This window comes from Nonlabens sp. (genome assembly GCF_965660805.1).
Lineage (GTDB): Bacteria > Bacteroidota > Bacteroidia > Flavobacteriales > Flavobacteriaceae > Nonlabens.
Genome location: NZ_CBFIBE010000004.1, coordinates 1 through 14979, shown reverse-complemented (window position 1 = coordinate 14979; position 14979 = coordinate 1). Strand labels below are relative to the sequence as shown.

The 14979-nt window shown below is 36.8% G+C and carries 11 protein-coding genes and 1 pseudogene; 6 read left to right on the top strand and 6 right to left on the bottom strand.

The features are described from left to right. Together ACTF48_RS02000 and dinB are read right to left on the bottom strand one after the other, a co-directional pair. Positions 1-504: a PAS domain-containing protein gene (locus tag ACTF48_RS02000; RefSeq protein WP_438961463.1), complete on the bottom strand. Its 504-nt coding sequence runs from the start codon at positions 502-504 to the stop codon at positions 1-3. A 56-nt stretch (positions 505-560) separates the two neighbouring features. Continuing rightward, positions 561-1646 (bottom strand): DNA polymerase IV, encoded by a 1086-nt coding sequence (gene dinB / locus ACTF48_RS01995; protein WP_438961462.1) that lies wholly within the window; start codon positions 1644-1646, stop codon positions 561-563. 38 nt (positions 1647-1684) lie between these two features. Here dinB and ACTF48_RS01990 point away from each other — a divergent pair, with 38 nt between their 5' ends. Together ACTF48_RS01990 and ACTF48_RS01985 are read left to right on the top strand one after the other, a co-directional pair. Further along, positions 1685-2344 (top strand): NAD-dependent epimerase/dehydratase family protein, encoded by a 660-nt coding sequence (locus ACTF48_RS01990; protein ID WP_438961461.1) that lies wholly within the window; start codon positions 1685-1687, stop codon positions 2342-2344. 147 nt (positions 2345-2491) lie between these two features. Continuing rightward, entirely contained in the window at positions 2492-2956 is a 465-nt protein-coding gene (locus ACTF48_RS01985; RefSeq protein ID WP_438961460.1) for a CYTH domain-containing protein, read from the top strand. A gap of 143 nt (positions 2957-3099) precedes the next feature. On the opposite strand, the gene ACTF48_RS01980 is transcribed toward ACTF48_RS01985, so the two are convergent. Beyond that, positions 3100-3900 carry an NAD(P)H-binding protein gene (locus ACTF48_RS01980; protein ID WP_438961459.1) on the bottom strand — a complete coding sequence of 267 codons (801 nt, stop codon included), beginning with the start codon at positions 3898-3900 and terminating at the stop codon, positions 3100-3102. 24 nt (positions 3901-3924) lie between these two features. Beyond that, on the bottom strand, positions 3925-4908 hold the full coding sequence (locus ACTF48_RS01975; RefSeq protein WP_438961458.1) for a polyprenyl synthetase family protein: 984 nt from the start codon (positions 4906-4908) through the stop codon (positions 3925-3927). A gap of 170 nt (positions 4909-5078) precedes the next feature. On the opposite strand from ACTF48_RS01975, the gene ACTF48_RS01970 reads away from it, so the two are divergent. The 4 genes from ACTF48_RS01970 to ACTF48_RS01955 are packed head-to-tail and all read left to right on the top strand — an operon-like array spanning position 5079 to position 11766. After that, positions 5079-5693 (top strand): TetR/AcrR family transcriptional regulator, encoded by a 615-nt coding sequence (locus ACTF48_RS01970; protein ID WP_438961457.1) that lies wholly within the window; start codon positions 5079-5081, stop codon positions 5691-5693. After that, positions 5694-7064, top strand: a complete 1371-nt coding sequence (locus ACTF48_RS01965; protein ID WP_438961456.1) for a TolC family protein — start codon at positions 5694-5696, stop codon at positions 7062-7064. A gap of 24 nt (positions 7065-7088) precedes the next feature. Continuing rightward, positions 7089-8246: an efflux RND transporter periplasmic adaptor subunit gene (locus tag ACTF48_RS01960; RefSeq protein WP_438961455.1), complete on the top strand. Its 1158-nt coding sequence runs from the start codon at positions 7089-7091 to the stop codon at positions 8244-8246. Position 8247: 1 nt separating this feature from the next. Then, a complete protein-coding gene (locus ACTF48_RS01955) occupies positions 8248-11766 on the top strand; it encodes an efflux RND transporter permease subunit (RefSeq protein WP_438961454.1) in 3519 nt (1172 codons plus the stop codon). A gap of 281 nt (positions 11767-12047) precedes the next feature. On the opposite strand, the gene ACTF48_RS01950 is transcribed toward ACTF48_RS01955, so the two are convergent. Both ACTF48_RS01950 and ACTF48_RS01945 read right to left on the bottom strand, forming a co-directional pair. After that, positions 12048-14303 carry an inorganic phosphate transporter gene (locus tag ACTF48_RS01950; protein WP_438961453.1) on the bottom strand — a complete coding sequence of 752 codons (2256 nt, stop codon included), beginning with the start codon at positions 14301-14303 and terminating at the stop codon, positions 12048-12050. Positions 14304-14507: 204 nt separating this feature from the next. Next, positions 14508-14979, bottom strand: a pseudogene (locus tag ACTF48_RS01945) (TonB-dependent receptor); the annotation flags it as partial.

Sequence of the window (14979 nt, the reverse complement as noted above, 5' to 3'; positions counted from 1 at the left end):
TTACACGTAATACTCATATTCAAAAGCAATAAAGTGAGATAGTTGTGAGGCTCCATTAAATATGGGAAACGCAACGATCTCACATCCATAAGGCGTTCCATCTTTACGATAGTTCACCAGTCGAGCGTTAAAAGGCAATTCTTCTTGAATTGCTTTTTTTATGAGCCGTTTTGAATTAAGATCTGTATGATGTCCTTGTAATATACCAGGAGTATGGCCTATGAGCTCATAATTCTCATAACCAGTCATATTTAGAACATTTTCAGAACAGCATTGCACCTTTAACTCTTTATCTGTGACTACAATGGTATAACCCTTATGGTGAGAATAACTGTCTAGAAAATAGTTAAAATGCCAGTCATGCTCCATGGCTAGCGTATTAAGATGATGATACATTTCTGGTTCTAAATTCCACAAAAGTGTTTTCATTAAATCCCAGGATAACATGGGTAAGGAATTTGTATCATTATTTATAACAGCGTACTGGGAATTCTCTAATAACATAGTGCATAAAATTACTATACTTTAGTCTATATTTCGCTCGATATGCTGTTAATGTTTTAGAATGAAAATTTTAATTGAACTTCAACAAAATCTTCTTCCTCTACTTCAATATTGAGGTTAGACAGAGTAATACCCAGAAGTCTCACACTTTCTCTAAAACCTTCTTGTTCCATTAATTCTATAGCAGTTGCCAGAATTAAGTCTTTATTTCTTATGTAATGGGGCAAAGTTTTACTTCTTGTTTGCGTTTTAAAGTCGCTATATTTTATTTTGAGTGTTACGGTTTTACCAGCAACATTATTTCTGGCCAGCCTTTTCTCAATCTCTTCAGCGATTTGTGTGAGTCGTTCTTTCATAAAGATCTCACTAGATATATTTTCAGAAAAAGTGCGTTCTGCACCTAGCGATTTTCTTATGCGATCTGGTTGCACTTCACTTTTATGTATCCCACGCACAATATTATGGTAGTGTTCACCACTTTTACCAAAATGTTTAACCAGAAAATCTAGCGAGCGTTCCTTTAAATGAGCTCCGGTAAAGATACCTAGACGGTACATCTTCTCAGCGGTAACTTTACCTATTCCATGAAATTTTCTAATCTCCAGCTCTTCTAAAAAGGAAAGAACTTCCTCAGGAGTGATGGTCTTTTGACCATTAGGTTTGTTATAATCACTGGCAATTTTTGCCACAAATTTATTGATAGAAATCCCTGCGCTAGCAGTGAGACCCGTAGTTTCATAAATACGGCGTCTTATATCATAAGCAATAACGGTAGCACTGGGATAATTGAGTTTATTCTCGGTAACGTCTAAGTAAGCCTCGTCGAGTGATAATGGCTCTACAAGATCTGTATAATCCAGAAAAATATCTCTTATTTGAGTAGATACCTCTCGGTATTTATCAAATCTATGCTTGACAAAGATGAGGTCGGGACATAGTTTTTTTGCCGTAACGCTAGGCATTGCGCTGCGCACTCCATATTTACGAGCCTCATAACTAGCTGCTGCCACTACTCCACGATCACTGCCGCCACCTACGGCTATGGGCTTTCCTTTAAGCTCGGGAAAATCACGCTGTTCCACACTCGCATAAAAAGCGTCCATGTCCACGTGAATTATTTTACGATCATCAAGTTCGTGCATTGTACAAAATTACTACCTTTAGAATAAGAAATGTGTTAATGAAATATAGAGCTATTGTCATAGGTGCTACGGGACTTACAGGAAGTAAGTTAGTGGAATTGTTATATGAAAATGAGCAGTATGATCGTGTCATCACGCTTTCGCGAAAGGGTACTAGACTCCATCACCGCAAGCATGAATCTCATCTCGTAGATTTATTTGATCAGCGCACTTATCAACAACATTTAAAGGGCGATCATTTATTTATTTGCACGGGAACGACGCAAGCCAAAACACCTGATGCCACCGAATATTACAAAATCGAACATGATTTACCGCTCCATGTATCTCAAGCAGCGCTCAAAAATGGCATAAGCAAAGTCATTGCCATTTCTGCACTGGGCGCAAATCCTAATAGTTGTTTTATGTACAATCGAGGCAAAGGAGAAATGGAACGTGATATAGAAAAATTAGGTTTTAAAGAATGTTATTTTGTCCAGCCAGCGCTTATAGGTGGTTATAGAGAAGAGAAACGACCCTTTGAAAGTGCCTGGAAAAAATTTCAAAAATTCATCGATCCTTTACTCATAGGTTTTCTTAAAAAATATCGAACCATAGCGCCAGAAGAAATTGCAGCTGCAATGATTTATGTGGCTACAAAAGGTTACCCTAAAACAAGAATTGAAAGCGATGAGTTAATCGAGATAGCTAGCTTTTAGTTCTCAGTTCTCAGTTTAAATCTTATAATTTTTAAGTCCGTTCGAGCGATAGTGGAGAACGATTTAGTTTATTGCTTAAACTTACATGTTGCACTTGTTACTTGAACTTAGAATACTAATTAATACCTTTCCATAATAATTTTTCCCATGACTGAAATAGAACGCAAATACCTTGTAAAAACTACTGATTTTTTAAAAGAAGTAAAAGGAAAACGCATCACACAAGGTTATCTCACTACAGATCCTGCGCGCACGGTACGAGTACGCATAAAAGGCACTCAAGGATTCCTTACTATAAAAGGACAGTCCACAGACAGCGGTTTAACCAGGTATGAATGGGAAAAAGAAATTACCATTGTTGAGGCTGAGGAATTACTAGAACTCGCACTACCAGGTGTGATCGATAAAACAAGATATGAAATAGCCATTGAAAATCAAACTTGGGAAATAGATGTTTTTCATGGCACTAACAAAGGTCTCCTCATGGCCGAAATAGAACTCCAAACCGAAGACGAAAAGTTTGCCTTACCAGACTGGCTCGCTCAAGAAGTTACTGGTGATCACCGCTATTATAATTCTTATTTAAGTGAAAAGCCTTTTAAGGAGTGGTAGTTATTAATCGCAATTTCTTAGATTTTGCAAGTTCTCGGAATTAGAACGGTCTTTAAAATCCATTGTTAACTAAACCTCACAGGTTTGGTTATGATGATTTTTAGTTAATGATCAACTTTAGAACTTGAAACATTTGAGTAGTTTTAAAGAACCGAAACGACCTTTTTTCCAAGATGGATTACGTTTTCTTCAAATTCAGGCGCTACTAATCCAAACTCTTCAGCTTTTTTAAGATAATATAACTTTCTAGAATCATGCGGTTCACTAATAGCGTGAACTACAGTAGCTGTAATTTCATCAGTGATTATTTTTTTAACTAGGTTAATCACATGGTCTCTAGTGACTAGATTGATCGGTGCATTAGGATTTTTAACATTAACCCTACCAGCGAGCATTTTTATAGGATGGCGATCACTACCTATAAGGCCGCAAGGCCTGAGAATGGTTGTGTTTTCAAAAAAATCTTGAACCACTTGCTCTGCGGCATAGATTTTTTTACCGTTATTACTCGAGCTGTTTGGGATACTATGTTCATCATAAACTGGGATACCTTCCATATCTTCAAAAACAGAAGTACTAGAAACAAAAATCACTTGCTCTACACGTGCAGTATTCACAAAGGTCATGAGCAACTTCATGCGCTGAGCAAAATCACTTTCAGGATTCTTGCGCAATCCCGGCGGGATATTAATAAAAAGAACATCAGTTCCTTTAAGGAAATCGGCAAGGTCGCCGTAAATTTTATTTTCAGTAATTTCTAGGTAATAGGTGTCGATACCGCTTTGTTGCAGCTTACGAATCTTATCTTTAGAACGTACGGTTCCTTTAACGGTGTGACCTAGTTCTAGTAAGTGATGCGCTAGTGCGGTTCCTAACCAGCCTAATCCTAATATTCCTATGCTTTTCTTTTTCAAATTCATTTCTCTTATGACCCGTCTAGTCATTCTAAGGTGGCTGTTTTAAGATTACTAGCTTACCCTACTCATTAAATCTAATGAAAAAGCGGTAAGTTGTTTTTTAGCATCATTACTTATGGAAAGCTGCTCGATGGTATTTAGTGCTTTATCTGTATAATTTTTAATCGCTTGTTGTGTTGCTGCGGCACCACCACTTTCTTCAAAAAATACTTTTACCGTTTCTTTTTTGGTTTCTATTTGTTCTTCATTCATGTCATTAAAGTCCATGGAAAACCACTCTTTTAATTCAGTCGCACAACCTTGATCCTCTAGGCTTTTAAGATATAGATAGGTTTTCTTATTCTCACGTATGTCGCCACCTACTTCTTTACCAAAGGTTTCTGGATCTCCAAAAGCGTCGAGATAATCATCCATTAATTGAAATGCTATTCCTAGATGAATCCCATAATCATAAATAAGCTCTTGCTCCTTTTTATCTACTCCAGCGATAATTGCTCCCATTTGCAGCGCACAACCTACCAGGACAGATGTTTTTAACTTAATCATGTGGATATATTCAGGAATCGTAACATCATCCCTGGTTTCAAAATCCACATCATACTGCTGTCCTTCACATACTTCTAGTGCTGTTTTAGAAAACACCTGGTTCAAGTCATAAAAGGTTTGCGCGTCATAAGAGTTAAATAATCGGTAGGCCATAATAAGCATAGCATCTCCAGATAAAATTCCTGTATTCACATCCCATTTTACATGCACGGTTTCCTGACCACGACGCAAATCTGCTGCATCCATAATGTCATCATGTAGTAAAGTAAAATTGTGGAATACCTCAACCGCAATTGCCGCGTCCATAGCCTTTTCTACTGTTGAACCATACATTTGAGCGCTCATTAGAGTAAGTAATGGCCGCAGCCTTTTACCACCTAAGTCTAGTATGTAATGTACAGGATCATAAAGAGATTTAGGCTCTTTTTCAGTCACTCTAGACTTTAAACGTTCTAGAAAAAGGGTTCTTAAGGAGTTTAATTCTTTCATCTTGTAAAAGTAATACCATAACTCGACTCTCACTCGATATTGCATTTGGTTTTTATCAAAGTGGGCAAAACTTTAAAAAGATAGAATGTTAAACAATTGTAAAACCTAGGAAACTTTTCAAGTATTTAAAGTTTCCTGTTAGTATATTTGCCGCCTGTTAATGACCATAAATGACCGATTTAAAAAACGAAATACTAGAAAAATCCACTGAAATGTTCTTAGACCTAGGGTTTAAGAGCGTGACTATGGATGATCTTTCGGCAGAAATGGGAATGAGTAAAAAAACGCTCTACAGTTATTACAAAAATAAGGAAGAGCTAGTCACCGCAGTTACCATGAACATTTATAACACTATATGTACTGGTGTAGATCATATATGTGTACACTCAGAGAATCCCATTGAGGAACTGTATGAAATTAAACGCATGGTAATGACCTCACTTAAAGGAGATAAAACGTCACCTATTCATCAATTGCAGCGTTACTATCCACGAGTTCATCAAAAAATAAGCGCCATGCAGTTTAACTACATGCAAGACTGCATTAACAAAAATCTAGAAATAGGAATTGAAAAAGGATTGTACCGCGACAGTATAGATAAAGCCTTTGTATCCAGAATTTACTTTGTAGGGATTCAAGGGATTAAAGATTTACACTTGTTCCCTAACAGACAATTTCCCGTTCAAGAACTATATGACCAGTATCTAGAGTACCACCTGCGCGGTATAGTCACACCAGCAGGAAGAAAAATACTTAACCAAATCACTAATACAAATCACGATTAAATGCCTGTTAAATTAAGAATAGCACTATTTGTTTTTGTCCTCGCTTTCGCGAAAGCGTACTCTCAAGAGTATACTGCATCCAGTTACAGTTTCTCGCTAGAACAAGCCATAGCGCATGGACTAGAAAATAACTACCGTGCCATTAATGCCGAGCGAGATATCGCCAAAGCTTTAAAGCAAAAATGGGAAACTACAGCGGCTGGATTACCGCAAATTAATGGTACAGTAGATTATCAAAACCAGCTGAAACAACCAGTCACGCCACTACCAGGAGAAATTGCTGGTGGAACACCTGGGACTTTTGTGCCTGTGGTTTTTGGACCACAACAGAGTATGACTTTAAATGCTACCTTAACACAGCTCATTTTTGATGGTTCATATTTAGTAGCCTTAGAGGCTTCAAAGACCTTTCTGGATTTCTCTAAAAATGCAAATAATAAGACAAAGCTTGAGGTAAGAAAAGGGATTATAAATGCTTATGGCGGCGTTTTACTTACTGAAGAAAACATAGCCATTATTTCTAAAAACCGCAATAATGTAGCAGATAACCTGAAGGAAGTCACTAAAATATTTGAAAACGGCCTTGCCGAAGAAGAAGATGTAGAGCAATTACAAATCACCTTATCACAATTAGATAATCAGCTCAACAGTGCTACCAGACAGCGCGATATTGCTATGGACATGTTAAAACTAGCTCTAGGAATAGAACTTAGCACTCCAGTAACACTTACTGAAAACTTAGAATCGCTAGCGCTACTTCATATAGATCCATCAATTACTGAAGAATCACTAGATCTGAATCAAAATGTGGATTATCAAATCGCTCATAACTTCACAGAACAGCGCCGTTTAGAATATAAACTAGAAAAAGCAAAAGGACTTCCTACGGTAAGTAGTTTTATCAACTATGGAACTCAAACCTTTGATAATGATTTTGTATTTTTTAATAATAACCAGCAATGGTTCCAGCAGTCTATTGCTGGAGTAAGTATAAATGTTCCCATTTTTAGCTCCATGGGTAGAAAAGCAGCCCAAGCAAGAACAAAAATAGCCTGGGATCAAGCTGAAACTGACTTACAGCGTACTAGCGAAGAAATACGTCTTAATTATGAAACGGCTATTAATAATTATCAAACAGCCATAGATAATTATACCACTAGTAAAGATAATCTAGCACTGGCTGAGCGCATTGAAAATAAAAATAATATCAAGTTCAGAGAAGGAATTGCAACCAGTTTTGACCTGAGACAAGCACAAACACAACTTTACTCCACACAAAGAGAGTTTCTAAACAGCATGTATCTACTCATTACTGAAAAGGCTAACCTAGAAACCATTCTAAACACACCTAATTACACAACCAAAAAATAAGTCACACCACAGAATCATTATATCATGAAAAAAATAATAATTATACTCACGACCATTTTACTAGTTTCTTGCGGTGGCAAAGAACCTAGTGTTGATGAACTTATCGCACAAGGAGATTTAAAGGCGCTATCGAGCATGAAAAGCTCTTTAAACACACAAAAAGGAGAAATCGAGGCAACGATTAAAAAAATACAAGAGTATCAAAACGAGCACGGTGATCAAGCTATGAACACACAGGTCAGCACCATGAACGTTAAGGACACCATTTTTACTCACTATACAGTGTTACAAGGAAGTGTAGATACTAAACAAAATATTACTATCATGCCTGAAACGGCTGGTTTGCTTACTCAAGTTTATGTTAAAGAAGGACAGAATGTAAGTGCTGGACAAGTGCTTGCAAAAATAGACGATGGTGGTTTATCCCAGCAATTACAGCAAATGCAAGTGCAACAGCAACTGGCAAAAACTACTTTTGAACGCCAGAAAAGATTGTGGGATCAAAATATAGGTTCTGAAATTCAATATTTACAAACCAAAGCAAATTATGAAGCGCAAAGCAAAGCGATCAATTCTATGCAAAAAACAATTGCCAAAACCACAGTTAAAGCTCCTTTTTCAGGAACTATAGATGATGTAATTACAGAGCAAGGTACTGTAGTAAGTCCTGGTATGTCTCCATTATTTAGACTGGTTTCTCTCAAAGACATGTATATCACAGTAGATGTTCCAGAAACCTACATAACTTCTATCACAAAAGGAACAGACGTAACAGTAGAATTTCCAGTGTTAGGAAAATCTATGGAGAGTACAGTGCGCCAAACCAGTAATTATATCAATCCTGCAAATCGTTCTTTTTCTATAGAAATCCCAGTACCTAATGAGGACGGAATGGTAAAACCTAACCTTACTGCTAAGCTTAAGATCAACGATTATACGTCAAAAAATGCCATACTAGTTCCATTAAGTGTCATAAGCGAAAATCAAGACGGCGAGCAATATGTAATGATTGCTCATAAAAATGAAGATGGTCTTGTGGCTATGAGACGTAAAATAGAAACTGGAAAAGCAAGTGGTGACCTTATAGAGGTTACAACTGGTCTTAAGTTAGGTGATCAGGTGATTACTGAAGGTGCTCGCACCGTTAAAGAAGGCCAATTAATAGATATTAAAAACTCATAACATGGCTACCCAAAAGAAAAGCGACAAAGAGTTTAAACTCTCTTCATGGGCTATAGATAATTCTATCGTCGTGTATGTGATGATGGTGATAATCTTTATTTTAGGATTGAGTGCTTATAACAGCATGCCTAGAGAAGATTTTCCAGAAATTAAAGAGACTAAAATTTATATCTCTAGCGTGTGGCCAGGTAACACTGCTGAAGACGTGGAGCGTCTCATTACTGACCCGTTAGAAGACAAGTTAAAAAATATATCTGGTGTCACAGAGACTGAATCTACTTCTCAAGAAGATTACTCTATTATCATCGTAGAATTTGATGAAGAAATAGAAGTAGAAACCGCAAAACAACTCGTTAAAGATGAAGTAGATTCTGAAAGCGCTGGTGAAGACTGGCCTACTTTTAATAACAAACCCGTTACACCTAATGTATTTAACCTTACCCTAAGTGAGGAAATGCCTATTATGAATATTAACATAAAAGGCGATTATACCGTTAGAAAGCTTAAAACATTTGCAGAATACTTAGAAGATGAAATTGAAGATGTAGAGCAAATTAAACAAGTAGATATACGTGGCGCTCAAGATTTAGAGGTAGAAATAGCTGTAGATATTTATAAAATGACCGCAGCTCAAGTAAGCTTTGATGACATTTTAAACACCGTGCGTGGTGGAAATGCAACAATAAGTGCTGGTAATTTAAAATCCAGTGGCCAGCGACGCACTATAAGAATTATAGGTGAAATAGATGACCCTAAAGACTTAGAAAACTTTGTCATTAAGAATGAGAAAGGACCTATCTACATAAGAGATGTAGCCACCATTACTTTTAAAGAAGAAGATAAGAACACCTTTGCACGTGAATATGGTGACCAGGTGGTCATGCTGGACATAAAAAAACGTTCTGGACAGAACATGATCGTAGCAGCAGATAGGATACGGGAGATTGTAAAAGATTCTCAAGAATCTGGAACTTTACCATCAGACCTAGACATTACCATTGCAAATGATCTTTCTTCAAAAACATTAAATCAAGTAGATGATTTAGTAAACAATATCATCTTTGGTATTCTACTCGTAGTAGGTGTTTTAATGTTCTTTTTAGGGTTTAGAAACGCACTCTTTGTAGGATTTGCGATCCCTATGTCTATGTTCATGTCCTTTGTTATAATTAATCTTTTTGGGTACACCTTAAATACCATGATTCTTTTTGCTATGATTATGGGATTAGGTATGCTAGTAGATAACGGTATTGTAGTAGTAGAAAACGTATACCGATTGATGGAAGAAGAAGGAATGACCAGAATCCAAGCTGCTAAAAAAGGCGTTGGTGAGATTGCTGTACCTATTATTATCTCTACATTAACCACAGTAGCTGCCTTTGTACCGCTAGGGTTATGGCCTGGATTAATGGGGCAATTCATGATTTATTTCCCTATCACACTTTCTATCGTTTTAGGTAGTTCTTTGTTTGTAGCTATATTCTTTAACTCCATGCTCGTTTCTAAATTTATGGAAATAGAGGATCGCAACCTTTCTGTAAAGCAATTGTTTTACTTAACGGGTATTATGGGAGCTATAGGAGCTTTTATCCTCATAGTAGGTGGACCAGTGCGTGGACTAGGTAGTTTAATGTTATTAACGGTAATCATGTTTTGGTTATATAAATACCTCATCAAGCCGTTAACCCGTGGTTTTCAAAAAACTATTCTAGTATGGCTAGATAAGTCTTATGAACGTTTCTTAAAATTTGCTTTAAGCGGTATCAAACCCTATCTATTTATGGGAGGAATGTTTGTGATGTTTATAGGGATATTGATGGCTTATTTTGGGTGGTCTGTTGCCTCTGGAAGAACTAAAATTGAGTTTTTCCCAGATAATAAACCTAACCAGATCATTGTCTACGTAGAGTATCCACAAGGAACAGCAATTGAAAAGACAAATCAAATCACTAAAGAAATTGAGCAACGAGTTTATCAAGTACTCAATGATGAATTCTATATGAAAGATGGGGAAAACGTTCTGGTTGAAAGTGCAGTTTCTCAAGTAGGAATGGGTGCAGGAAATCCTCAAACTGATGGTGGTAGCTCTGCAGAGATGCCACATAAAGGAAAAATTACAGCCAGTATGCGTGAGTACAAGTTCCGTGAAGGAACTGATGGTGAGTTAAGAGATAGTGAAGTACTGCGCAAAAAAGTTCAAGAAGCACTTGCTGGAGCTTATCCAGGCGTCTCCATATCTGTAGAAAAAGATGCCGCTGGACCACCTCAAGGTTATCCCGTAAACATAGAACTAGAAGGTAAGGACTATGGACAGCTTATAGCGACGGCAGAGCAAATGGTGAAATTCTTAAACAGTCGCAATGTAGCTGGAGTTGATCAACTTAAAGTAGATGTAAACCGCAGCAAACCTTCCATGATTGTAAACGTAGATCGTGCTAAAGCTGGTGAACTAGGTGTAAGCAATAGTCAGGTAGGTTTACAGTTGCGCCGTGCTGTTTTTGGAGAAAAAGCAGGGATTTATAAAGAAGATGGAGAGGATTATGATATTAACGTGCGTTTTAATGAGGAGCAACGTTATGATCGTAGTGCCATTTTTAACCAGCGTATCACTTTTAGGGATATGGCTACTGGTCAGATAAAAGAAGTACCTGTAAGCGCTGTTGCAGAACAAAAAAACACCTCTAGTTTTAGCGCTATTAAGCACAAGGATGCAAAACGAGTCGTGACGGTTTACTCTGCGCTTAAACCTGGATTTACTGACGCTGGTGCTGTAGTTACAGAGATTCAAAATGAAATGGCCGATTTTGAAAAACCTAACGATATTAAAATAGACTACACAGGTCAGATTGAAGAACAAAATAAAGAAATGGCGTTTTTAATGAGTGCGCTTTTTGGTGGTCTTTTCTTAATATTCTTGATTCTTATCTTTCAGTTTGCTTCTATTTCTAAGCCTACAATTATTATGATAGCCATATTCTTAAGCTTCATAGGTGTATTCTTAGGACTTATTATCACTGGAGATCCCTTTGTAATATTAATGACCATGATGGGAATTATATCGCTCGCTGGGATTGTAGTAAACAACGGCGTGGTACTTATAGATTACATAGATATTCTTAAACTGCGACGTAGTGAAGAACTAGATCTGGAAGATGATCAACTCTTAAGTAAAAAAGATATGTTTAACGCTATCGTTAAAGGTGGTAAAGCTCGTTTAAGACCTGTTATTCTTACCGCTATCACAACGGTGCTAGGTTTAATACCACTTGCGATAGGTTTGAACATCAACTTCTTCACGCTGTTTAGTGAGTTTGATCCTAAAATATTTATAGGTGGAGATAACGTTATTTTCTGGGGACCACTCGCATGGACCGTTATCTACGGGCTCATCTTTGCGACCTTCTTAACTTTAATCATCGTGCCTATATTATTATATATGGTACATCGTGTAAAGTTGAGATGGAGAAGATGGCGCAAACCACAAGCAGTTGCAGTTGAAAATTATTCAGAGGCAGCTTAATCCTAACTGGTAAAACATTCTTACTTAAAAGCCCTTTTCTTTCTAGATAAGGGCTTTTTTATGGATTAGAATAAAGTATTATGCTTTCGCGAAAGCGTATCCATCAACATCACAGCACATCTCTAATATCAATTTGTGCTTGTAATGTCGTTAAAATAAATGGAATTATTTTTTGCTTAGTTGAAGCTGAAAACTCTTTGCATAGCCGTAGCTACGGAAATAATTTTAGTTGAAAAGTAAGTAAAAAAAGGAACTATTTATTAAGACTTTATAAATCCCTACTATTCTTTTTTATAGCTAGAATGATACTCCTGCATGAGGTTCATTATTCCAGTGACAAGATCCTTAGTCTCTAGTAGAATATTAAAATAAAGTGTGGTGTTTTTAGGGCTAGATTCCTCGCTTCTAGTGCGTTTTATCTGAGCTTGAATCTTAATAGATAATAAGCTTAATATTTCCTCTTTTCTGGAAAGTACGTGGCTTATACGTTCAAATTTACGACTTTGGAATACCTCTTCCATTTCATTTAATAAAGCGCTCAGTGAGTCATTCACCTCTTGCAAGTCTTTAAACTGATTGTAGCGCAGTTTACGGTGCTCATTATTAATGTGCTTGTAACTCTTTTTTGTTATAAAATCAAGTGACTGTGCAATATCAGTAAGGTGCGCGAGTATGGTTATATAAAAGTTACTACCTCTCAAACTGGTCTCATCGAGACTTTTAATGAAATAAAATATGTTATCTCTAAGACTCTCAATTTCTAAATCTAGTTTTTCAACTCCTTTCTTACTCTTTTTGAGTGATTTCTTATCCTCTTTGGCTAATCCGTGAAGGACATCAGTGTATATTTTATTTGTTCTAGACACCACGTTAGCAACATTATCTGCACTTTCAGTGATAATACCTTGAACTGTACTACTCTCTTGATTTTTTAAACTTTTAGGGTCTATGGTGGCTGTCTTATTCTTTTTATGAGAAAGATAGTTACGTATTAAGAGAAAAACGGCAAGAAGGACTAAACCTACTATAGCTGTAAAACCTCCATAATAAATGATTGAGGCAAAAATAGCAGCAGCGGTAAAAGCACTGAATGCAGTAAAAAACCATCCACCTATGACATTTAAAACTCCTGCAATACGATAAACTGCGCTTTCTGAACCCCAAGCTCGATCTGCCAGAGAGGTTCCCATAGCCACCATAAAAGTGACATAAGTAGTGGAAAGAGGCAAGGTTAAATAAGTAGTTGCAATCGATATTAAAATACTGGCAATCATCAAGTTTACCGCAGCACGCACAAAATCAAAAGCTGGCACATCTGCTTGCTCTAAGACCACATCACTTTCAGGTAATTTTTCAAAACGTGAAGAAATATAATTTGATGCAGACTGAGGTAAAAGTCGCTGGGCAAAACCTGCCGTAATAATGGTATACCTCACTAGAAATCTTGAAAATGCATTAGGCTCAAATCGCTCTGTTCCATTACCTTGTCTGGCAAGATCTACAGATGTTTTTACCACAGCTTGTGCTTTGGAAGAGAACCAAAGTGTCAACACCATAATTCCACCAGCCGCTAGTAAAATCCAGTACGGTGACTTTTGAGCTGCTGCTAGTGATGCCATGTTAAAATCTGTAGCAGCTAGTCCAGAATCTACCCAGCCAGCCCATGCTTGTTTTGCTCCTATTACTACACCTATAAAATTTACTAGATCATTCCCTGCAAACGCCATGGCCAGTCCAAATGTTCCTAAGGCGATAATCAGTATGTAAATACTCTTTTTAAACAGTAAGATATAGAGATAGCTCAGTACTGAAAAAACTATAAACCCTATAAGAAAACTAATTCCCATATGCTGCTCTAGAAATGCAGACGTAGTTTTAACAAATGAAATATCTGTTTTAGAAAGTCCTTTTATGATAATAAAATAGAACAACCCAACTAAAGATACCCCACCAAAAAGACTTGCATAAATAGGTGCTCTTTTTTCAAAATTGAAAGTGAGCAACATTCTAGAAAAAAACTGAGCTATCGCACCTATAGTAAATGCTATCACCACTGAGCCTAGAATTCCAGCTATTATCATTAATGCTTTTTGGGAATTTATGTAATTCCCTAAATCAGCAATAGTTTCTGTATCGCCTTCATAATAGATCTTTATGAGCGCTATACATACGGCTGCTCCGAGTAATTCAAAAACAATGGATACTGTAGTAGAAGTAGGCAAGCCTAAAGAGTTAAAGAAATCTAAGAGCAAGATATCAGTAATCATCACCGCCATAAAAATCATCATGACTTCATCAAAAAAGAACATCTCGGGATTAAAAATTCCTTTACGCGCTACTTCCATCATACCACTAGAAGAAAGAGCACCTACGGCTATTCCTATACTGGCGATGATCATTATGGTCTTAAAACTTATCGCTTTAGAACCTATCGCACTATTTAAAAAGTTTACCGCATCATTACTTACTCCTACGACCAGATCAGTAATAGCAAGGCCGGCAAGAATGACCAGCATGTAAACATAAATATCTCCCATGTTGAGGCTTGTTTAAGAGTGCAAAAGTCTTATTTTCTGTGCTCTTGTACGTTATGTAAGTGTTATACTTTTTTATTATTTGTAGGATTATACTTTAATACTCTCACTTTCGCGAAAGCGAATATAAAATAATAGCCTGTGGCAAATACATTTCAAATAAAAAGACCACTCGTGTGAATGGTCTTTTATCTGATATAATAGTTATTAAAACTTGACGCCGTAGCTAATGCTTAGCGTTCTTCCTGGATCTTGAAAGAAAAATAATGGATTATCTGCTCCGAAGAATTCAAATTCACTTTCTCGCTCATCACCTAAAAGGTTATCCACTTTAAAATTAATGCTGTGTTCAGCATTATCTGCTTTCCAATTTTTATTTAAGGTGAAATTTAGACTATGAAATGGTAAGGTATAAACATCAGCTACATCTCCACCTCCTACAACTTGTAGAGTTCTGCCTTGCACGTTGTAAAACAATCCTGTTCTCCAACCGCTCTCTTGAGTTTCATATGTAATACCGGTATTAACTAAGAAAGGTGATTGCCCTTGTAGTTCACGACTGTCACCTACATCCTGACCATCTCGAGCAGTATTTTCTCTAAAAATACGTTCTTGTTCCACGTATTCCTGATCTGATTGTATGACGGATATGTTAGACTGAAAATTAAAATTAGTTAAT